This window comes from Pseudomonas sp. 8(2025) (assembly GCF_052665325.1).
In genome coordinates, this window is record NZ_JBQOIE010000018.1 from 1 (window position 1) to 20,416 (window position 20,416).

General features: G+C 66.3%; 19 protein-coding genes. 5 read left to right on the forward strand and 14 right to left on the reverse strand.

What is annotated here, in order from left to right; genetic code table 11:
• Window positions 1-323: 323 nt before the first annotated feature.
• Together ACUXVH_RS26785 and ACUXVH_RS26790 are read right to left on the reverse strand one after the other, a co-directional pair.
• Window positions 324-866, reverse strand: coding sequence for an ATP phosphoribosyltransferase regulatory subunit (locus tag ACUXVH_RS26785; protein ID WP_041117318.1), 543 nt, complete (start codon window positions 864-866; stop codon window positions 324-326).
• Window positions 867-1,279: 413 nt separating this feature from the next.
• Window positions 1,280-2,371: a DUF1615 domain-containing protein gene (locus ACUXVH_RS26790; RefSeq protein WP_065363578.1), complete on the reverse strand. Its 1,092-nt coding sequence runs from the start codon at window positions 2,369-2,371 to the stop codon at window positions 1,280-1,282.
• Between the two features lie 332 nt (window positions 2,372-2,703).
• On the opposite strand from ACUXVH_RS26790, the gene ACUXVH_RS26795 reads away from it, so the two are divergent.
• Both ACUXVH_RS26795 and ACUXVH_RS26800 read left to right on the forward strand, forming a co-directional pair.
• Entirely contained in the window at window positions 2,704-3,318 is a 615-nt protein-coding gene (locus ACUXVH_RS26795; protein WP_011060595.1) for a LysE family translocator, read from the forward strand.
• Between the two features lie 51 nt (window positions 3,319-3,369).
• Entirely contained in the window at window positions 3,370-4,920 is a 1,551-nt protein-coding gene (locus ACUXVH_RS26800; RefSeq protein WP_019094190.1) for an FAD-dependent oxidoreductase, read from the forward strand.
• On the opposite strand, the gene ACUXVH_RS26805 is transcribed toward ACUXVH_RS26800, so the two are convergent.
• Window positions 4,907-5,764, reverse strand: a complete 858-nt coding sequence (locus ACUXVH_RS26805; RefSeq protein ID WP_065363577.1) for an SDR family NAD(P)-dependent oxidoreductase — start codon at window positions 5,762-5,764, stop codon at window positions 4,907-4,909. The two genes, ACUXVH_RS26800 and ACUXVH_RS26805, sit on opposite strands and share 14 nt — an antisense overlap.
• 161 nt (window positions 5,765-5,925) lie before the next feature.
• Here ACUXVH_RS26805 and ACUXVH_RS26810 point away from each other — a divergent pair, with 161 nt between their 5' ends.
• Window positions 5,926-6,876 carry a LysR substrate-binding domain-containing protein gene (locus ACUXVH_RS26810; RefSeq protein WP_065363576.1) on the forward strand — a complete coding sequence of 317 codons (951 nt, stop codon included), beginning with the start codon at window positions 5,926-5,928 and terminating at the stop codon, window positions 6,874-6,876.
• Here the strand turns inward: ACUXVH_RS26810 and ACUXVH_RS26815 are convergent.
• From ACUXVH_RS26815 to ACUXVH_RS26845, 7 genes are all read right to left on the reverse strand, one after another.
• Complete coding sequence (locus ACUXVH_RS26815; RefSeq protein ID WP_445496348.1) at window positions 6,873-9,347, reverse strand: TonB-dependent siderophore receptor; 2,475 nt, start codon at window positions 9,345-9,347, stop codon at window positions 6,873-6,875. The two genes, ACUXVH_RS26810 and ACUXVH_RS26815, sit on opposite strands and share 4 nt — an antisense overlap.
• A 102-nt stretch (window positions 9,348-9,449) precedes the next feature.
• On the reverse strand, window positions 9,450-10,421 hold the full coding sequence (locus ACUXVH_RS26820; protein ID WP_065363575.1) for a FecR family protein: 972 nt from the start codon (window positions 10,419-10,421) through the stop codon (window positions 9,450-9,452).
• Window positions 10,418-10,939, reverse strand: coding sequence for a sigma-70 family RNA polymerase sigma factor (locus ACUXVH_RS26825; protein WP_015635079.1), 522 nt, complete (start codon window positions 10,937-10,939; stop codon window positions 10,418-10,420). The genes ACUXVH_RS26820 and ACUXVH_RS26825 overlap by 4 nt, the downstream gene beginning before the upstream one ends.
• A 110-nt stretch (window positions 10,940-11,049) precedes the next feature.
• On the reverse strand, window positions 11,050-12,024 hold the full coding sequence (gene hemB, locus ACUXVH_RS26830; RefSeq protein WP_015635078.1) for a porphobilinogen synthase: 975 nt from the start codon (window positions 12,022-12,024) through the stop codon (window positions 11,050-11,052).
• A 286-nt stretch (window positions 12,025-12,310) separates the two neighbouring features.
• The gene (locus tag ACUXVH_RS26835) at window positions 12,311-12,907 is read right to left on the reverse strand and encodes a hypothetical protein (protein ID WP_065363574.1); all 597 of its coding nucleotides are present in this window, start codon (window positions 12,905-12,907) and stop codon (window positions 12,311-12,313) included.
• Entirely contained in the window at window positions 12,904-13,806 is a 903-nt protein-coding gene (locus tag ACUXVH_RS26840; RefSeq protein ID WP_065363573.1) for a PhzF family phenazine biosynthesis protein, read from the reverse strand. Before ACUXVH_RS26840 ends, ACUXVH_RS26835 begins: the two co-directional genes overlap by 4 nt.
• A 217-nt stretch (window positions 13,807-14,023) precedes the next feature.
• On the reverse strand, window positions 14,024-14,728 hold the full coding sequence (locus tag ACUXVH_RS26845; RefSeq protein ID WP_011060585.1) for a glutathione binding-like protein: 705 nt from the start codon (window positions 14,726-14,728) through the stop codon (window positions 14,024-14,026).
• 227 nt (window positions 14,729-14,955) lie between these two features.
• Between ACUXVH_RS26845 and ACUXVH_RS26850 the strand changes: the two genes are divergently transcribed.
• Complete coding sequence (locus ACUXVH_RS26850) at window positions 14,956-15,630, forward strand: histidine phosphatase family protein (protein WP_176707082.1); 675 nt, start codon at window positions 14,956-14,958, stop codon at window positions 15,628-15,630.
• On the opposite strand, the gene ACUXVH_RS26855 is transcribed toward ACUXVH_RS26850, so the two are convergent.
• Genes ACUXVH_RS26855 through ACUXVH_RS26870 form a run of 4 tightly spaced genes read right to left on the reverse strand, consistent with a single transcriptional unit; the run spans window position 15,631 to window position 19,147 of the window.
• Window positions 15,631-16,920, reverse strand: coding sequence for an NAD(P)/FAD-dependent oxidoreductase (locus tag ACUXVH_RS26855; RefSeq protein ID WP_065363571.1), 1,290 nt, complete (start codon window positions 16,918-16,920; stop codon window positions 15,631-15,633). It abuts the gene before it with no gap.
• The gene (locus ACUXVH_RS26860; protein ID WP_011060582.1) at window positions 16,917-17,663 is read right to left on the reverse strand and encodes an amino acid ABC transporter ATP-binding protein; all 747 of its coding nucleotides are present in this window, start codon (window positions 17,661-17,663) and stop codon (window positions 16,917-16,919) included. Before ACUXVH_RS26860 ends, ACUXVH_RS26855 begins: the two co-directional genes overlap by 4 nt.
• Window positions 17,660-18,316, reverse strand: a complete 657-nt coding sequence (locus ACUXVH_RS26865) for an amino acid ABC transporter permease (RefSeq protein WP_011060581.1) — start codon at window positions 18,314-18,316, stop codon at window positions 17,660-17,662. The genes ACUXVH_RS26860 and ACUXVH_RS26865 overlap by 4 nt, the downstream gene beginning before the upstream one ends.
• A 60-nt stretch (window positions 18,317-18,376) precedes the next feature.
• Entirely contained in the window at window positions 18,377-19,147 is a 771-nt protein-coding gene (locus ACUXVH_RS26870) for an ABC transporter substrate-binding protein (protein WP_015635071.1), read from the reverse strand.
• Window positions 19,148-19,318: 171 nt separating this feature from the next.
• Between ACUXVH_RS26870 and ACUXVH_RS26875 the strand changes: the two genes are divergently transcribed.
• Window positions 19,319-20,095 (forward strand): IclR family transcriptional regulator, encoded by a 777-nt coding sequence (locus ACUXVH_RS26875; protein WP_011060579.1) that lies wholly within the window; start codon window positions 19,319-19,321, stop codon window positions 20,093-20,095.
• Window positions 20,096-20,416: the final 321 nt, after the last annotated feature.

The following is a 20,416-nucleotide window of genomic DNA, read 5'->3' on the forward strand; positions in this document are numbered from 1 at the left end:
CCGTAGGAGCCGGCTTGCCGGCGAAGAGGCCCGCAAGCCTTGCACCGCCCTGGCGAACGCCTTCGCTGGCAAGCCAGGTCCTACAGCAAGCAGGCACATCCCAGAGCCCCACCCCGTAGGAGCCGGCTTGCCGGCGAAGAGGCCCTCAAGCCTTGCACCGCCCTGGCGAACGCCTTCGCTGGCAAGCCAGCTCCTACAGCAAGCAGGCACATCCCGGAGCCCCACCCCGTAGGAGCCGGCTTGCCGGCGAAGAGGCCCGCAAGCCTTGCACCGCCCTGGCGAACGCCTTCGCTGGCAAGCCAGCTCCTACCGCACGCAGGCGGTCAGGCTTGCAGCGCCAGTTGCAGGCGCTCCAGGCCAATGCCGAAGCCGGCTCCCTGGCGATAGGCGCCTGCCCCCACCACTTGCTGCTGCGCCCCCAGGCGCGGGCAGCGCACTTCGAAACCCTCGCCATTGAGGTAGTAGGTCAGGCCGCGCTTGACCCCGAGGTTGAGCTGGTATTCCAGGCCCAAGGCGTCGAGAAAGCCCACGCACAGTGCCCGCGCCTGCTCCAGGGCGCGCTGCGGATCGGGGCCGAGAATCTCCAGGCCCAACTGGGTGAACTCGCGGTAGCGCCCGGCTTGCGGCCGCTCGTAGCGATAGCAGCGGGCAACGTAGAAGAAGGCCGCCTGCTCGCGCCCCGCCAGCAGCTCGCCGGCGGTTTCCTGGAACAGCGCGGTGGCTTCCGGGATCAGGCAGCAAGGCCGCCCGGCCTTGTCGTTGAAGGCCCACATCTGGCCGATGACTTCGCTGCCGCCAGCCTTCTCGATAAAGGTGTCCTGGCCCCACAGCGCCGGGACAATGACTTCTTCAGCGCCCGCTTCGATGAAGCCAGCTCCGGAAGCGTCCTTCCAGGGTGCGCAGGGTAGCGGCTTGTTCGCCGGTGATCATTCGAGTGCCACGTAACATGGTCATGGGTCATTCCTCTGGTTTTTTGACAGGCAATAAAAAAGGCGCCTTGTGGGGCGCCTTGGTTTTTTTCATCGAAGGTCAGTGATCGCGATTGCTCGATGACTGACGGCTCGACGCGCACAAGCGACCACGGCCCCGGAGATGAGGTCGATGGTGATGAGGGCGGGAGACGAGCCGGAAAAAATTCATGGCGCATCCTGCCACGCCGCCCCCGGGCCTGACAAGCAAGCACCTGCGCCCCGCACAACAGTGCCCCCTGTGGAAGCCGGCTTGCCGGCGAAGAGGCCCTGCATCGCCCTGGCGGCCGCCTTCGCTGGCAAGCCAGCTCCTACAGCGGGCGTTGCAGGCAGCGCTGGTAGCGTTCGTCCACCCGTTTGGCGAACCAGGCGGTGGTCAGCTGGCGGGTGATCTTCGGGCTCTTGAGTTCGATACCGGGCAGTTGCTGGCGCGGTACGGGCTTGCCCGCCGTGCGATCGGCCAGGGCGAACACCTGACGGTACAGCTCGGTTTCTTCGAAGTCCTGGCGGTCGCCCTTCTCCAGCTGGGCGCGGATCTGCGGGTTACGCAGCCCCAGCTGCTTGCCCAGGGTGCGCACCGCCAGCTCGGTGCTGCCGGGCATGACCGAGCCGTAGCGGATCAGGTCGCCATCCAGCGCCAGCCTGATCCCGCTGGCACGGCTCACCGCGCTCTGGAACGCCGCGTTGCGGCTGGCGTACCAGCCGGCGTTGAAATCGGCGAAACGGTACAACGGCTGCGGGTAGTCCACCGGGTAGCCCAACAGGTGGGCGATGCCGAAATACAGGCCGCCGCGGCGGCTGAAGACCTCATGACGGATGGAGTCCTGCACCGGGTAGGGATAGCCCTGGGCATGCTGCTGGGCGAACTCGATGCTGACCTGCATCGGCCCACCGGTGTGCACCGGGTTGAAGCCGCCGAACAGGGTCTTGCCCAGGGGCACCATGCCGATGAAGTCATCGAAGATCGCACTCAATTCCTTCTCGCTGCGGGCACTGGCCAGGCGCTGGCTGTAGGACTGGCCGTCCGGGCCGCGCACTTGCAGGGCGGCGCTGACCAGCAGCGCCGGCACATGCACCTTGGCCGCGCGGCGGTCGATCTCTTGCCGGGCGATGCGCCCCAGGCCCGGCACCGTCGGGTCGACCTGGAAGGTGGACTCCTGCTCGGTCACCGCCAGCACCGCGCACAGGTTGCTCTGGCTCGGCTCAAGGCCCTGGGCGCTGAAGGCCACCTGGATGTCCCGGGCCCAGCCCGGGCGGTCCGCCACCTGGGCCGGCAGCAGGCGCAGGATCCGGGCCTGGGTCTGTTCGGCGGTCAGTGTTGGTGCCTGGGGGCCGCGCTGGCTGGCGCAACCGGCCAGCAGCGACAGGCCCAGGAAGCAACTGAGAAGACGAGAGGAAATCATGGGGCTCCGCGAGATGGCTGGGCGAGGGCCGTGCAAGTAAAGCAGCGGCTGGGGCGTTCGACCAAGGAATGCGAGCGCTGTTCCCGCCGCGGCCCTTGTAGCCGCTGCCGCAGGCTGCGTAGCAGACGCCGCGCCCCTGAGGCCTCTGCGCGATCGGCGGGAGATCGCCAGGCAAGGTCCTGCGGACCTTTGCGCAGCTTCGCGGGCTCAGCAGCGGCTACAGGCTAGAATCCTTCTATTGGCGGTGTGGCTGGGTGTATTTTGATGACCCCCGACCTCGGTGTGGCGCCCAGCCCTGACCCCGCGCCTGCCCTCAATGGAGTGATGCCCGGATGTTGACCCTGGATTTCCTGATCACCAGCCTGATCGTCGTGCTGATTCCCGGCAGCGGCGTGATCCTGACCATTTCCACCGCCCTGGTGGCCGGCAAGCGCGCCAGCCTGTTCACCGCCATCGGCTGCACCGCCGGGATTGTCCCGCACCTGCTGGCCTCGATCCTCGGCCTGTCGGCCATCCTGCACTCCAGCGCGCTGGCCTTCCAGGGCCTGAAGTTCGCCGGCGTCGCCTACCTGCTGTACCTGGCCTACGCCACCTGGCGCGACCGCTCGGCCTTCGCCGTGGACAGCAACGCCGTCAGCCATGGCCCCGGCGCGCTGATGCTCAAGGCCTGCCTGCTGAATATCCTCAACCCCAAGCTGACCCTCTTCTTCCTGGCCTTCCTGCCCCAGTTCATCGCCCATGACGGCAGCGACCCGATCCCGCAGATGCTGCTCCTGAGCGGCGTGTTCATGGCCATGACCTTCTTCGTGTTCGTGCTCTATGGCCTGCTGGCCAACCTGTTCCGCACCGCGGTGATCGAATCGCCCCAGGTGCAGAACTGGCTGCGCCGCAGTTTTGCCGCAAGCTTCGCCGGGCTCGGCCTGAACCTGGCCTTCGCCCAGCGCTGAGCCCGGCGGCAGCCGCCTGCATGACCTTGATCGTCTACCGAGGGCAAGCCCATGAATTGCAGCGACGTACTGATCATCGGCGCCGGCCCCACCGGCCTGGTCCTGGCGCTCTGGCTGCGCCGGCAGGGGGTCAAGGTGCGGATCATCGACAAGACCCCGGGCCCGGGCACTACCTCCCGGGCCCTGGCGGTGCAGGCGCGAACCCTTGAGCTGTACCGCCAGCTGGACCTGACCCGGGCCATCGTCGAGCGCGGCCACCATGTGCCGGCGGTGAACCTCTGGGTCAAGGGCGAGCGCGCCGCCCACCTGCCGTTCAACGCCATCGGCGAAGACCTGACGCCCTACCCCTTCCTGCAGATCTTTCCTCAGGACGAACACGAGCAACTGCTGATCGAACGCCTGGCGCTGCAGGGGGTGGAGGTCGAACGCAACACCGAGCTGCTGGCCTTCACCGACCACGGCCACCTGATCAACGCCCGCCTGCGCGGCCCCGACGGGCGCGAAGAACACTGCCAGGCCTTCTACCTGGCCGGCTGCGACGGCGCCCGCTCCACGGTGCGCAAGACCCTGGGCACCGGCTTTCCCGGCGGCACCTACCAGCAGGTGTTCTACGTCGCGGATGTGCAGGCCAGCGGCCCGAGCATCGACGGCCAGTTGCACGTGGACCTGGACGACGCCGACTTTCTCGCGGTGTTCCCCCTGGCCCAGAGCGGCCGCGCACGGCTGATCGGCACGGTGCGCGACGAGCGTGCCGAGCACCCGGAGAACCTGCGCTTCGAGGATGTCAGCCAGCGCGCCATGCGCCAGCTCAAGGTCGAGGTGGCCCAGGTCAACTGGTTCTCCACCTACAAGGTGCATCACCGGGTGGCCGAGCAGTTTCGCACCGGCCGGGTGTTCCTCCTCGGGGACGCCGCCCACGTGCACAGCCCGGCCGGCGGCCAGGGCATGAACACCGGGATCGGCGACGCCATCAACCTGGCCTGGAAACTGGCAGCGGTACTGAGCGGCAAGAGTGCCGAGCGCCTGCTGGAAACCTACGCCACCGAACGCATGGAGTTCGCCCGGCGCCTGGTGGCCACCACCGACCGGGTGTTCAGCTTCGCCACCGCCGACGGCCCGGTGGCCTACCTGGCGCGCACCCGCCTGGCGCCCCTGCTGCTGCCGAAGATCGCCGCCTTCGACAGCGCCCGGGAGTTTCTCTTCCGTACCGTGTCGCAGATCACCCTGAACTACCGCGGCATGCCCCTGAGCGCCGGCGGCGTCGGCCCGGTGCACGGCGGCGACCGCCTGCCCTGGGTGCGCGATGGTGAACACGACAACTTCGACAGCCTGGAGTACCTGGGCTGGCAGGTGCATGTCTACGGCGTCACCAGTGACGCTCTGCGCGACTGGTGCACCGCGCACCAGGTGCCGTTGCGCACCTTCGACTGGCGCCCGGCCCATGCCGCCGCGGGGCTGGCGCGCAACGCCTTCTACCTGCTGCGCCCGGACACCTACGTGGCCCTGGCCGAGCGCTCGGCCGACCCGCGCGTGCTGGAGCGCTACTTCCGCGAACGGGAGATCTCCCCGCAGAGCGCCGCCCCCTCCCTCAAGCCCCGATGAAAGGCTGCTTGATCTGCCCCCAGCGCCGGGCGAACTGCTCCGGCGTGGCCGCCGCGATCCGCTTCAGGTCCCGGGGGTAATCCACACCGGGGGCCTCCTGGGGGCGCCAGGCACTGAACTGGCCATTGCTGGCCCGCAGGATGTAGCCGCTGTCCTGGCACTGCTTGCTGACCAGAAACAGCACCCCCGGCGTCACCCAGTCCGGCTTGAGTTCCGGCGGCTCCTCGCTGACGCCCCACATGCGGGTCTTGGCCACCGGCGACACCGCGTTGACCCGGATCCCGTGCTCCGCCCCTTCCTGGCCCAGGGCATTCATGATCCCGACCTGGGCCATCTTGCCCGCGCAGTAGGCCAGCAGCCCCGGCTGGGCATATTCCGGGTACAGCGCACGGTCGGAGGTGGTCAACAGCAGCCGCGGTGCGGCGGACTGCCGCAGATGGGGCCAGGCATACCTGGCCAGCCAGATGGGCGCATACAGGTTGATCCCCAGCATGCGCTCGAGAAACCCGGCGTCGGTCTGCTCCAGCGCCTGGTAGCCAACCCAGCCGGCGTTGTGAATCAGGATATCCAGGCTGCCAAAGGCCTCCAGGGTGCGCTGCACCAGCCCCTGGCAACCGGCCTCGGTGCCCAGGTCCGCGGTGTCGGCCAGCGCCCTGGCACCGCTGGCCCGCAAGGCCTGCACCGCATCATGGGCGACACTGTCATCCGCCCCGCTGCCGCTGCCGTCACTCCCGCAATCGCTGATCACCACCTGGGCACCACGACGGGCCAGAGCCCGTGCATAACTCAAGCCCAGGCCGCGCCCGGCGCCGGTGACAATCGCCGTTCTGCCGCTGAAATCCATGCTCTTCCCTCCTGTGTGAATTCCAGGGTAACAGCATGAAAATCAGTGACTTAATACTAAATTCCAGGTTCTGTGAGAGGTTTTTGATATCAATGAATTCGCTGTGAAACCATGAGCCTTGGGGTTTACAGTCCCACAGCCCCCAGCCAGGAAGCATCGCCATGATCGAAACGCGCCTGTTGCGCCAGTTCATCGCCGTCGCCGAAGAACTGCACTTTCACAAGGCCGCCACGCGCCTGCACATGGCCCAGCCGCCCCTGAGCCAGGCCATCGCCCGCCTGGAGGAAAAACTCGGTTTCAGCCTGCTGCGGCGCAATCGTCGAGGCGTGGCCCTGACCCCGGCCGGGGTGGATTTTCTGCACAGCGCCCGGCGCACCCTGGCTACCCTGGAACAGGGCATCGAGCAGGCGCGCCATATTGCCCAGGGCCTGGCCGGCAGCCTGTGCGTCAGTAGCCTGTCACTGGCCGGCTACCCGAGCTTGCTCGCCAGCCTGCGGGGCTTTCGCCAGGCCTTGCCCGAGGTGCGCCTGGAACTGCGGGAACTGCCTTCGGCCGAGCAGCTCAAGGGCTTGCTCGGCGGCGACATCGACCTGGCGTTCATGCGTGAGCTGCCGCTGCCCGAAGGGCAGATAGCCTCGCGCCTGATCCTCGATGAGCCGATCGTCATCGCCCTGCCCCACGACCACCCCCAGGCCCAGGCGCCAGAGGTGGACCTGCGGGAGCTGGCCAACGACGACTTCGTGTTCACGCCCCAGGCCCTGGGCAGCGGCTACCACAACCAGTTGATGGCGCTGTGCAGCGCGGCCGGGTTCACCCCGAAGGTGGTCCAGGAAGTGGCCCGGGTCCAGACCCAGCTGGGCCTGGTGGGCTGCGGTTTCGGCGTGGCCCTGGTGCCCCGCTCGATGGCCGATGCGGTGCTGCAGGGCAGCGTCGCCTACCGCCCGCTGCGGGCCATGGGCACGCAGCCCGGGCCAAGCATCGGGCTGTACATGAACTGGCACCGGGACAACCCTTCGCCACAGCTGCAGCGTTTCATGGCCTTGCTCGACGCCGGGCTCCCAAAGCCTGAAGCGGCCGTGCAGAAGGTCTGCGCGGCCGCCACCGGGCCTTAGAAGTCGGCCTTGACCGACAGGGTGAGGTTGCGCGGGTCACCGTAGAAATTGCCGAAGCCTTCGGTGCCGATGGTGGTGTAGTAGCGCTTGTCCAGCAGGTTGTTGCCGTTCAGCGCCAGGGACCAGGTGTCGTCGATGCGGTAACCGATGCGGCCGTTCCAGATCGCATAGCCGGCCTGGCGGATGTGGTTGCCGCTGGTGGGCGAGACTCGGTAGTTGTCACTCTGGGCGTTGACCCCGGCCCCCACGGTGAAGCGCTCCAGGGCACCTCCCAGCTGATAGTCGCCCCAGACCCGCAGCAGGTGGCGCGGCACGTAGGTGGTGAACGGCAAGCCGGTGTTGGCGCTGTTGGCATCCTCCAGGGTCTTGGTCTGGGTGTAGGTGTAGCCGGCCAGCACTTGCAGGCGTTCGATCACCTCACCGCTGAGCTCCGCTTCAAAGCCCTGGGCGCGGACCTTGCCCGAGTTCAGCGAGCAGGTACTGTCCGGGCAGGCCGGGTCGTCCTGCTGCGCGTCCTGCTGGATGGTGCGGAACAGGCTGAAGGCGCTGTTGAGGCGGCCATCGAACCACTCGCCCTTGATCCCCAGCTCGTAGCTCTTGCCCACCAGCGGCTTGAGGGAGGCGCCGTCCAGGGTCCGATAGCTGCCCTGGGGGGTGAAGATGCTGGAGTAGCTGGCGTAGGCCGTGAGGTTGTCGTTGAGGTCGTACAGCACCCCGGCGAACGGCGTGACCTCGCCGGTTTCCTTGGATCGGGCACTGCTGGGCGTGCGCGTATCGCGCCAGTAGGCCACCGAATCGTTCTGCGACTTGTACCAGCTGACCCGGCTGCCCATGACCAGGGTCAGCGGGTCGGCCAGCTTCAGGCGCACAGTGGAATACAACCCTTGCTGCTGGATCCGCAGATCAGTGGGGCCGCCCCGGGTGGAGTTGCTTTCGTAGTAGCTGTCGTCGGGCTTGGGCAGGTGGTGATCGGGGTCCAGCACATTCTGCCGCTGGGGCAAGCCGGCCACGGCGTAGAAGTCGTCCTTGATCGAGCGGCTGGCGTTGGCGCCGAAGGTCAGCTCGTGCTCCTGGCCAAAGGCCTGGAAGTGCCCGTCGACATAGGCATCGAAGCCGTAGTCCACCTGGTCGTAGTCGTAGATGCTGCCCAGCATCAGGGTGCTGGAACGGCTGGCCCCCACCGGCACCGAACCGCTGGGGAAGGCGTACTCGATATCCTGGGTATTGCGGGTGTAGACCCCGGCCACCTTCAGCGCCCAGTCGTCGTTGAGTTGCTGGCGCAGGTCGGCGAAATAGGTCGCGCGCTTGCTGCGCGAGTTGTTCCAGGCGGTGTTCAGGCAGGTGGAACGGCCCAGCTTGAGGTCGCTGCCGTCGCTGTAGCGCGGCAGGCCGCCCCAGCACGGGCGCGAGTCGACGTCTTCATAGGCCATGCCCAGGCCCAGGGTGGTGGCGTCGCTGAGGTCGAAATCCAGGGCGCCGTAGTAGACCTGGTCCTTGCGATCGCCCAGGTCGTAGAAGTACTGCCGGGTCTGCTGGGTCACCACCGCCCGGCCGCGGACGGTACCGGCATCGTTCAACGGTCCGCCGGTGTCCACCTGGGCCCGGTAGTTGTCCCAGCTGCCGGCGGACATCGTCAGTTCGGTGTGCGGCGTGGCCTGGCCGCGCTTGCGCACGAAGTTCACCGAGCCGGCAGTGCCGCCCGCGCCCTTGAGCATGCCGGCAGCGCCGCGCAGGATCTCCACCCGGTCATAGAAGGCCATGTCGCTGCTGAAGCTGTCGGCCTGTACGTAGCTGCTACCCATGTCCAGGGGCACGCCGTCGTACTGGTACTGGCCGGTCATGCGAAAGCCCCGGGAGTAGAAATACTTGCCGCCCATGGGCGAGTCGTAGAGGGTGATGCCCGGAGTCTTCTCCATCACCTGGTCAATGGTGTTGAGGTTCTGGTCATCAAGCATCTTGCGGGTGATCACGGTCACCGACTGCGGGGTTTCCTTGAGCGAGTGCTGGCCCTTGCCGATGGTGACCGCGCCGGTGGTGTAGGAACCGGAGTACTCGGTGGTGGCCCCCAGCTCCTGGCCCTGCACCTGGGTGGTGCCCAGCTCCAGAGCGCCGCTGCCCTGGGGCACGGGGCGCAGCACGAAGCTGCCGTTGCTCTGGGGCTCGGCCTGCCAGCCGCTGCCGGCGAGAATCCGCGCAAAGCCTTCCTGTACCCCGTATTCACCCTTGAGCCCCGCCGAACGCAGGCCGGCGGTCTGCCGGGCATCGAAGGAAATTGCCGCGCCGGCAGCGCTGGCGTAACGGCTCAGCACCTCGGTCAGGTCACCGGCGGCAATATCGAAGCGGCGTACCGCGGTCTGTTCGCTGGCCGCCACTGCGGTCAACGGCAGCAGTGCCGCACCGTAGACCGCCAGTGCGCCCCAAAGCCCGACCTTGATCGCCTGGGCCAACTTCGACTTGTGAACATCAGACATGCTTTGCCTTCCCCGCTAACGAAAATGAATCCACTGGGGGATAAGCCGGACCAGGAGGGGCAAACATGCAAAGGCCATTGAATTTTTTTTCGCCCCGCGGATTCAACCCACGCGGCTATCGGAAACCCGTACCCAGTAGCGGGTGTAGCGCTTGATCTGCAGGGAGAAACCGCTTTCCAGCGCCGCCAGGGCGCGGTCGGTGTCATCGATGGGGAAGGCCCCGGAGATCTTCAGCCCGGCAATCTGCGGATCGCACTGCACAACCCCGCGGCGGTAGCGCGACAGGTCGGCCAGCAATTCCCCCAGGGGCCGGTCGATGGCGATGATGCTGCCCTGGCGCCAGGCACCCACCGCGGCATCGTTGGGCCGCAGCGCGGCAAAGCCCCCGGCGCTGAACGCCAGTTGCTGGCCGGCCTCGACCCGACGCGGCGCAAGGCCTGCGCCCAGGCTGACCTGCACCGCGTGCTCCAGCACCGCCACCTGCTCCTCACGCTCATCGCTGCGCAGCACGAAGCGAGTGCCCAGGGCCAGCACCTCGGCGTCCCGGGTGAAGACCCGGAACGGCCGCTGCAAGGGATCGGCAGCGGTGCTGACCAGCATCTCGCCCCACAACAGCTGCACCTTGCGTTGCTGACTGTCGAACTGCACGTTGATCGAGGTGTTGGTATTGAGCAGCAGCGAAGTGCCGTCCGCCAGGCGCACTTGCCGGCGCTCGCCGATCTGGGTCCGGTAGTCCGCCAGCAGTTGCTGGGCACTGTCGCTGCGCCAGCCCAGCCAGCCCAGGGAACCGGCCGAGGCCAGCACCACCAGGTTGCGCATCAGCTCGCGGCGCGAGCGCCCTGCCCCGCGCAAGGTGGAACCGGCCAGGCCGCCGGGCAGCGCCGACATCTGCTCGCCCAGTTGCTGCATGCGTTCCCACGCCTGGCGGTGCAAGGGGTCGGCGGCCAGCCATTCGCGCCAGGCGGCCTGCTCCTGCTCGCTGGCGCTGCCGGAGCGCAATTGCGCGTACCAGCGTGCCGCGCCGCTGATGGCCTGGCGCTCGCCGACGCTCAGTTGCAGGCCGGCGAAACTCATGACAGCTGCATCCGCATCTGCATCAGGCAGCAATGCTCCATGGCCTTGGCCATGTAGTTGCTCACGCTGCGCACGGAAATCTGCAGGCGCTCGGCGATCTGCTCGTAGGTCAGGCCGTCGCACTGGGACAGCAGGAAAGCCTGTTTCACCTTGGGCCCCAGGCCATCCAGCAGCCGGTCGATTTCCATCAGCGCCTGGAACAGCACGCTCTGCTCCTCCGGCGACGGGTGCTCGCCCTCGGGCACCAGCGCCAGGGCTTCGAGGTAGGCCTGTTCCAGGGAACGCCGGCGAAACAGATCGATCAGCAGGCCCCGGGCAATGCGCGACAGGTAGGGCCGCGGCTCACGGATCTCCACTGCGTTGCGCGCCTTGAGCACCCGCACGAAGGTGTCCTGGGCCAGGTCGGCGGCATCGAAGGCGTTGCCCAGGCGCTGGCGCAACCAGCCCTGCAGCCAGCCATGGTGATGGGTGTAGAGGTCGGTGACGGCGCAGCGCAGGGATAAGTCGTCGGCGGGCATGACAGTAAGGATTCATATTTGATAATGAATCGCATTGTCATGTAGAGGCGGAAGTCTTGGCAATAGCCACGAACGCCGGGCGACGTTCATGGCAGTACTGCGGGGCCTAATCAGATCCCGGCCAGGGCCAGGTCCATGGCGAAGTAGGTGAAGATCAGATCGGCGCCGGCGCGCTTGATCGAACCCAGGGTTTCGCGCACCACTCGCTGCTCGTCGATGGCGCCGGCCTGGGCGCCGAACTTGATCATCGCGTACTCGCCGCTGACCTGGTACGCCGCCACCGGCAGGCGCGAAGCCTCGCGGATGTCGCGGATGATGTCCAGGTAGGCCCCGGCGGGCTTGACCATCAGCGAGTCGGCGCCTTCCTGCTCGTCCAGCAAGGACTCGCGCACCGCTTCGCGGCGGTTCATGGGGTTCATCTGGTAGCTCTTGCGATCGCCCTTGAGCGCGCTGCCGCCGGCTTCACGGAACGGGCCATAGAGCGCCGAGGCGAACTTGGTGGAATAGGCCATGATCGGCGTCTGGGTGAAGCCGGCGGCATCCAGGGCGCGGCGGATGGCCTGGACCTGACCGTCCATGGCCGCCGACGGCGCGATCACATCGGCGCCGGCACGGGCCGCAGCCACCGCCTGCTTGCCGAGGTTGAGCAGGGTCTGGTCGTTGTCCACTTCATGGCCGTGCATGACCCCGCAGTGGCCGTGATCGGTGTATTCGCAGAAGCAGGTGTCGGACATCACGATCATCTCCGGCACCGCATCCTTGGCGATGCGCGACATGCGCGACACCAGGCCGTTTTCCTTCCAGGTATCGCTGCCGTCGCAGTCCAGGTGGTGGGAGACGCCGAAGGTCATCACCGACTTGATCCCGGCGCGGGCGTAACGCTCGATCTCGCCGGCCAACCTGGATTCGGGAATGCGCATCACCCCGGGCATGCTCTTGATCGGCACGAAATCGTCGATTTCTTCCTCGACGAAAATCGGCAGCACCAGGTCGTTGAGGGTGAATTCGGTTTCCTGGAACAGGCTGCGCAGTTGTTCGGAGCGACGCAGGCGACGCGGACGGGCTTCTGGGAACTGGCTGGACATGATTTTTCCTAAGGCTGAGCGCGAAACAACACGAGCTATGGCGAAAAAAGGCTGAAAGCTTATGCCCGCAGCCGCCCCGGTACAAACCCGCACGGCTCAAGAGAGTCTTGCCCAAGCCGTAACAATGCCCTTGAGGCCCCGCGATCCAAGGGGTATCGGCCACTCGACGCGGCCAGCCTGCGACCATCTGACGCAACAGCGGCAGCCGCCATTGAAAAACCTGCGTGCGACAAATCCGGCGGTTGACCGCTTGCAGCAGCTCCTGGCTCCCGCACGGGTGTGCACACTACGGCGGCTCGCTGCCCTGCAAATTGAGGGTGTAGTCCTTCAGAGGCGTTTTGAAGTAGGCCATGCCGGTATCGTCAACCTTTCCCCTGAGCACGATCTTCTTGATCCGGTCGGCAATTTCATCGGCAGCGTTTTCGGACTGAATCGTCGCTTCGATACACTCGCCAGGCCGGTAACCCACAGTTCGAACGATCAGATTGAGATCGACGTAATGGTCAGCCTCGCGGCCCACCACGCGACGATTTTCCGGGCCCTGGGTCCAATATATCTCCACGACTTTGCCGGCCGATGGCTTGAGCGGCAGGTTGCACGTGGCATTCACCGCCACGCCCTTGTCCCCTGGCGTGGCCGCCACGCTGGCGGATGTCGCGGATTCGCTCCCCGGTGTATTACCAGGCAAGGTTGCCGGGCCGGGCGGTTGTTTGACCGCTGTGGTTTGTGCAATGCAAAGCAGTGGATCAAGCGCCAGCAAACCCAGCAGGCCTGCCCGCAGCATCCAGCCCTTCCAGGACACAACCTGGGCCCAGGCGCACAGGAGCCGTGCCTGCCTGTGCGTGGCGGTGCCTGCAAAATCGCCAGGTGCCAGCACGCTCATGGATACCTCGGTCCAGTGGGCGAAGGTGTATTCCCGCACGCTTGCTCACTGGTTTGGAGAAGCCGCAGGTGCCCCTCAATGCAGGTTCGCACCGTGCCGCCGATCCAGATTTCATCGCCGATCTGTTCCACGTCAATCCGCCCTGCCCGGCCCATGCTCAGGCCCTGGCTGACGCGGTAGCGAGCCGGTGCCAGCCCGGCGCCCAGCAACCACTGGGCGATGCCGGCATTGAGGCTGCCGGTGGCCGGGTCTTCGGGCATGCCATCACCGGCGATAAAGGCCCGTACCTCGAACTGCGCGTCGCTGTCATCACGCTCGGGGTCACAGGGCGCGATCACCCCGACCGCCAGACCGATCAGCGCCGGGTAGTCCGGTTGCAGGTCCAGCACCTGCTGGCGTTCGCCGAGCATCACCGCCAGCCAGCCGGCGCCGTTGTCGACCCACTGCGCCTGCACGATGTCCCCGGGCGTAAGGCGCAGGCCACGGTGCACCTGCTCCAGCACCTGGGGCTCCACCGGGCCGGCCTTGAGCAGCGGCGGCGCGAGAAAGGCCAACTGATCGCCCTGGCGGCGGATGCGCACCAGGCCCACTTCGCACTCCTGGATGATCTCCTCGCCCCGGGGCACGCCGCCGGCTTCGAGCCAGGCGTGGCAACTGCCCAGGGTCGGGTGGCCGGCGAAGGGCAATTCCTGGGTGGTGGTGAAGATCCGCAGGCGGTAGTCGGCCCGGGGATCGCGGGGCTGGAGCAGAAAGGTGGTTTCGCTGAGGTTGGTCCAGTTGGCGAAAGTGGCCATGCGCTCGGTGCTGAGCTCGTCGGCGTTGAATACCACGGCCAAGGGGTTGCCTTTGAGGGGAGTCGAGCTGAAGACATCGACTTGCTTGAAACTTAAGGGGTGCATGCAAAAATTCCTGTTTCTTAATAAGGCCCAGCGTTATGAGGCACAACGTTGGCTGTAGCCGCTGCCGAGCCAGGGCGAAGCTGCGAAAGAGCGGGCTGCGTTCGGTACGCAGGCCCTGGCTGGGCGCCCCCAGACACACCCCTGGCATTCTTGGGATCGCCGCCACCGCTGCGCGCTCGTGCACAGCCTGCGGCAGCGGCTACAGGGCGTGCGTGCGTCAAGAAACCTTGGGAATCTCCAACCCGCGGATCACCGCCGGGCGCGCCACGAATTTGGCCAGCACTCGCTTGACCTCGGGGAAGTTGTCGATGCCCACCAATTCACCCGCCTCATAGAACCCGATCAGATTGCGAATCCACGGAAAGGTCGCGATATCGGCAATGGTATAGCGCTCGCCCATGATCCACTCGCGCCCCCCCAGGTGCTTGTCCAGCACCCCCAGCAGACGCTTGGCCTCGTTCACGTAGCGCTCCAGCGGCCGCTTGTCCTCGTACTCCCTGCCGGCAAACTTGTTGAAGAACCCCACCTGCCCGAACATCGGGCCGATGCCGCCCATCTGGAACATCAGCCACTGGATGGTTTCATAACGCGCCGCCGACTCCTGGGCCAGCAGTTGCCCGCTCTTGTCCGCCAGGTAGATCAGGATCGCCCCCGACTCGAACAGCGCCAGCGGCTGGTCCCCCGGGCCGTGGGGGTCGAGAATCGCCGGGATCTTGTTGTTCGGGCTGACACTGAGGAACTCCGGGGTCATCTGGTCCTGGGTCTCGAAGCTGACCCGGTGCGCCTCGTAGGGCAGGCCGATCTCTTCGAGCATGATCGAGACCTTGACCCCGTTGGGGGTCGGCAAGGAATACAACTGAATCCACTCAGGGAATTGCGCAGGCCATTTCTGGGTGACGGCAAAGGCGGAAAGATCGCTCATGACAGGCTTCCAGTCTCAATCAAAGGGGGGCGGCGCCACGGATGGGCAACGGCGGGGAATTATCCGCCGGGTTTTCTTAAATCGGCAACATGCAGTGCTTAAGCTGCCTGCAATCGAACCAAAAGCCGTTCAGGGACTCATAAGCCACGGCCCGATCAGGCCATGAGCAACGACAGGGAACACGGGTTTGTCAGCCTCACGCATCGCACTTGAAGAATGACCGCACCATGAACCTGCCCCGCCGCCTTGCCCGCCACTTCAAGCACCGTCGCTACCTGCCGTTGCCGGCCCTGTTGCTGGGCAGCGCCCTGTGCCTGTCCCTGGAATCCAGCGCCAGCCGCGCGCAACCGGTGGACGGCACCCAGACCCTGGTGTTCCTGCGCCACGCGGAAAAGCCCGCCGGCGGCCTCGGGCAGCTCAACTGCCAGGGCCTGAACCGGGCCATCGACCTGGCCTCGCTGCTGCCGGAGAAATTCGGCAAGGCGCAGTACGTGTTCGCCGCCGACCCCACGCGCAACGTCGAGGAAGGCGAGCTGGACAACTCCTACAGCTACATCCGCCCGCTGATGACCATCAGCCCCAGCGCCATCAAGCTCGGCCTGCCGGTGAACATCGACTTTGCCGCCAATGACACCAGCGACCTGGCGGACGAGCTGCTGCATGACCGCTACCACAACTCGATCATCTACACCGCCTGGTCCCACGGCTACCTGCCGGAGCTGATCAACAAGGTCGCCGAAGAAGCCGTGGGCCAACAGCAGCCGATCACCGAAGACTGGGCCTCCAGCGACTTCGACTCGCTGTACGTGCTGACCCTGACCTGGCGCAACGGCAAGGCCAGCCTGCACAGCCAGAGCTACAAACAGGGCCTGGACGGCGGCGAGCAGGATTGCCCGAGCTGATCAGCCCAGGGCGTCGAGCAACCGGTACCAGGCAATCCCCGCCCCCAGGTAGAGGCGTTGCAGGCCGTGCAGCGGAATCGGCCGCAACGGCGTGACCGGGAAAGGAAAACCCTGCCCCGCTCCCGTCAGCCGCGCCGCCAGGTGCCTGCCCAGCAGGGTCGACAAGGCAATGCCGCGCCCGTTGTAGCCCAACAGGATCGACAGCCCCGGCGCCGGCTCGTGCAACTGCGGCAGAAAACTCGGGGTCAGGGCCACGCGCCCGCTCCAGCGATACTCGATGGGGACGCCCGCCAATTGCGGAAACAGGTTCAGCAACGAACGCTCCAGGTGGTTCCAGTCGGCATCCCGGCGCGGCTCGGAAAACGGCCCGCGCCCACCCAGCAGCAGGCGCCCCTGAGCGTCCTGCTTGAAATACAGCAGCAGGCGCCGGGCATCGGAACACACCTCGCCGCCCGGCAGGATGCTCTGGCGCAGCTCGGCAGGTAGCGGCCGGGTGGCGATGATGAAACTGTTGGCGGCGATCACCGTCTGGCGCAACCCCGGCCACAAGTCGTCGGTGTAGCCATTGGTCGCCAGCAGTACCTTCGAGGCACGCACCCGGGCGCCGCGGTCGGTCTCCAGGGTCCAGCGCCCGCCATCGCGCTGCAGCTGCCGGACCCGGCTCTGGCCGTGAATGCTCGCCCCCAGCCCCATCGCCACCCGGGCCAGGCCCCGGGCGTAGTTCAGCGGGTGCAGGCTGCCGGCCCGCGGGTCGACCCAGCCGCCCAGGTACTGCGGGCTGCCGATGCGCTGGCTCACCGCCGCCTTGTCCAGCAACTCCACGGCCACGCCGCGCTGGCGCCACTGCTCGGCGCGCTGCTCCAGGGTGTGCATCGCCGCGCCGGAAAACGCCGGCTGAATCCAGCCCTTGCGGGTGGCGTCGCAGCGAATGCCGTGTTCCTTGATCAGCTCGAACACTTCATCGGCCGCGCCACCCACGGCATCGACCAGCGCCTCGCCCTGTACCGGGCCGAACCTGGCCAGCAGTTGCTCGGGGTCGAACTTGAGCCCGGGGATCACCTGCCCACCGTTGCGCCCGGAGGCGCCCCAGCCGGGCTCGCCGGCATCCAGCACACAGACGCTGGCACCGCTCTGGGCCAGGCGCAGAGCGCTCACCAACCCGGTGTAGCCGGCGCCGACAATCGCCACATCGACCTCCCGGTCCTCGGCCAGTGCCGGGGTGTGCTCGGCCGGCATGGCCGTGGCCGCCCACAGCGAGGGCGGCATGCGCAGGGGCTCGGATGCGCTCATGCCTGCACCTCCGCGCCCTGGTTGAGCAAGCGCCGCAGGAAGTCCTGGGTGCGCGGGTGGCTCGGGGTACTGAGCACGGTTCGGGCCGGGCCGGCCTCGACGATGCGCCCGCTGTGGAGGAAGCACACCTGGTCTGCCACGTCCTGGGCAAAGCCCATTTCATGGGTGACCACGATCATGGTCATGCCCTCGTCGGCCAGCTTGCGCATCACCGCCAGCACCTCGCCCACCAGTTCCGGGTCCAGCGCCGAAGTCGGTTCGTCGAAGAGAATCGCCTCCGGGTCCATGGCCAGTGCCCGGGCAATGGCCACCCGTTGCTGCTGGCCGCCGGAGAGCTCGTCCGGGTAGGCGTGCATGCGATGGGCCAGGCCGACCTTTTCCAGCAGCGCCTCGGCCCGCAGGCGTGCTTGCCGGGGGTCCTGTTTCTTGACGTAGATCGGCCCCTCGGTGACGTTCTGCAAGGCCGTGCGATGGGGAAACAGGTTGAAGCGCTGGAACACCATGGCCACCCGGGTACGCAGTTCATGGATGCTCTTGGCCTGCCGGTCGACCCGCGCCCCGCTCACCAGGATGTCGCCCTGCTCGTAGCTTTCCAGGCCGTTGATGCAGCGCAGCAGGGTCGACTTGCCGGACCCCGAGGGCCCGATCAGGCACACCACTTCACCGCTGTGCACCTGTAGGTCGATGCCTTCGAGCACCGCCACGTTGCCAAAGCTCTTGTGTACGCCCTTGATCTGGATCATGGCTTTCTCCGGGTGCTGATGCGCGCTTCCAGGCGGCGCAGGGCAAAGGACAGCGGCAGGCTCAGGGCCAGGTAGAGCAAGGCCACCAGGGTGTAGACGGTCATGTTCTCGAAGGTCGAGGAAGCGATCAACTGCCCGGCCCGGGTCATCTCGGCCACGGTGATGGTGGACACCAGGGACGAGTCCTTGAGCATCATCACCAGGGTGTTGCCATAGGGCGGCAAGGCGATGCGCAGGGCCTGGGGCAGCACCACCCGACGCATGATCATCGGCCCGCGCATGCCGATGGATTCGGCGGCCTCGATCTGCCCCTGGTGAATGGCCTGGATACCGGCGCGGAAGTTTTCCGCCTGGTACGCCGAGTAGGCGATGCCCAGGCCGATCACCCCGGCCTGCATGGCGGTGAGCTGGATGCCGAAATCCGGCAGCACGAAGTAGATGTAAAACAGCTGGACGATGATCGGCAGCCCGCGAATGACGTTGACCACGCCGATGGCGAACAACGCCACCGAGCGCACCTTGGACACCATCATCAAGGCGAAGACCAGGCCGATCAGCGAGCTGAGCACGAAGGAGCCAACGGTGACCTGCAGGGTGACCACTGCGCCTTTCAACAGAATGGGCAGGAAGTCCAGAGCGTTCTGGAGAAACATGGAGAGACCCGTTTAATCAGCAGGAAAGGGACCCGGGCCAGGCGCCGGGCCGCGACTGGATCAGTTGAGCTTCCAGTGCTCGATGATGCGGTCCAGGGTGCCGTCGGCCTTGATCGCGGCGATCCCGCGATTGACCTCGGCCAGGGTCTGGGCATCGCCCTTGCGCACGATCAGGCAGACATCGCCCATGACCACCGGCTGGTAGCCCTTGACCAGCCGCACCTTGTTCTGGGTGCCCTGGGCCAGTTGGTAGGCGAGGATCGGCCGGTCGGCGAAACCGGCCTTGATCCGCCCCAGGGCCAGGTCGCGCATCAGATCGGGAATCGAGTCGTAGCCGCGCACTTCCTTGAAGATCCCGCGCTTGTTCAACTCGTCGATAAACACCGTGCCGACCTGGGCGCCGACGGTTTCCCCGGCCAGGTCCTCCATGCGGCGGTAGTCGCTGGCGTCGTCGGCCTTGACGATCAGGCCCTCGCCGTAGCTGAACACCGGGTCGGAGTACTGCACCACTTTCTCGCGCACAGGGGTGCGCAGCATGGCAGCGGAAATGATGTCGATCTTGTTCGAGGTCAGTGAGGGGATCAGTGCGGCGAAGGTGGTCTGCTGGATGTCCACGGCGAAACCGCCGGCCTTGCCCACGGCCCGGGCGGCATCGATCATCATGCCCTCGATGCTCTGGCTCTTGACGTCAAGGAAGGTGAAGGGAATGCCGGTGGCGGTGGCCCCGACCTTGTACAGCGGCTCGGCCTGGGCCGACGCCGAAAGGCCCAGGCCAAGGGCGCAACAGAATGCGAAAACAGCGGGTGCAAGGACGCGAGTGCGGGTGTGCATGGCGAATCTCCCATTGGACGGTTTTATTGTTTGAAGTCCGTGATGGATAGCCTCTGTTGTGGAAGGCAGGAGGCATGAACCCGACTATAAACAATTTACAAAAATCGTAAAGAGATTTATAAATATCGAATATCGATATTCCAAACACAAAATAACCTGAAAGGACTGGTCATGAGCGATAACAACAACTCCCTTTTCAACCAGTCACTGGAGAAGGGCCTGGCGGTGCTGCGGGCCTTCAACGCCGCGCAACGGACCATGAACCTGGCGGAAATCGCCACGGCCGCCGACATCAACAAAAGCTCGGCGCAGCGCATGATCCACACCCTGGAACAGCTGGGCTACGTGCGTAAGCACCCGCAGACCAAGCGCTTCCAGCTGACCCCGCGGGTGATGGAGATCGGCTACAACTACCTGGCCGCCGACACCCTGGTGGACGTGGCCAACCCCTTCCTCGCCGAGCTGGCCCAGGTCACCGGGGAAACCACCAACCTCACCGAGCCCGATGGCCTGGACATGGTCTATGTGGCGCGATTCGTGGCGCCCAAGTTCATCCCCATCCACATGCCCATCGGCAGTCGTATCCCGATGTACTGCACCGGCTCGGGCCGCGCCTACCTCAGCGCCCTGCCCGCCGCCGAGGCCCTGCAGATCCTCCAGGCCAGCGACCGCAAGGCCCACACCCGGCACACCCGCACCGACCTGGACGAGATCCAGCGCGAGATCGACGCCACCCAGCGCCGCGGCTATGCCCTGAACCCGGAAGAACTGTTCCTGGGCGACATGGCGATAGCCGCGCCCATCCTCGACGGCAAGGGCTTGCCGGTGGCCGCGGTGCACGTGGTGGTGCCCAGCAGCCGCTGGACCCTGGAAGAAGCCGAACGCAAGCTCGCGCCCTCGGTGATCGAATGCGCCCGGGCCATCCGCACCTCGATTCGCACCCTCTGAAAATCGCTCTCCTGTAGCCGCTGCCGCAGGCTCGGGCCGCGTTCGGACGAACGACCCGAAGGGGCGCGGCGCTCTCAAGGCCGACAGCGCTCCGACGGAGGATCGCCAGGCAAGGCCCTGCGGGCCTTTGCGCAGCCTCGCTGACGCTCGGCAGCGGCTACAGGGCCAGTGCCGATCAAGGATTTGTGTAGCCGCTGCCGCAGGCTCGGGCCGCGTTCGGACGAACGGCCCGCAGGGACGCGACGTTCTCAAGGCCGATGAGCTCCCGACGGGGGATCGCCAGACAAGGCCGGACGAGATCGGTTCGCGGCGCGCCGGCGC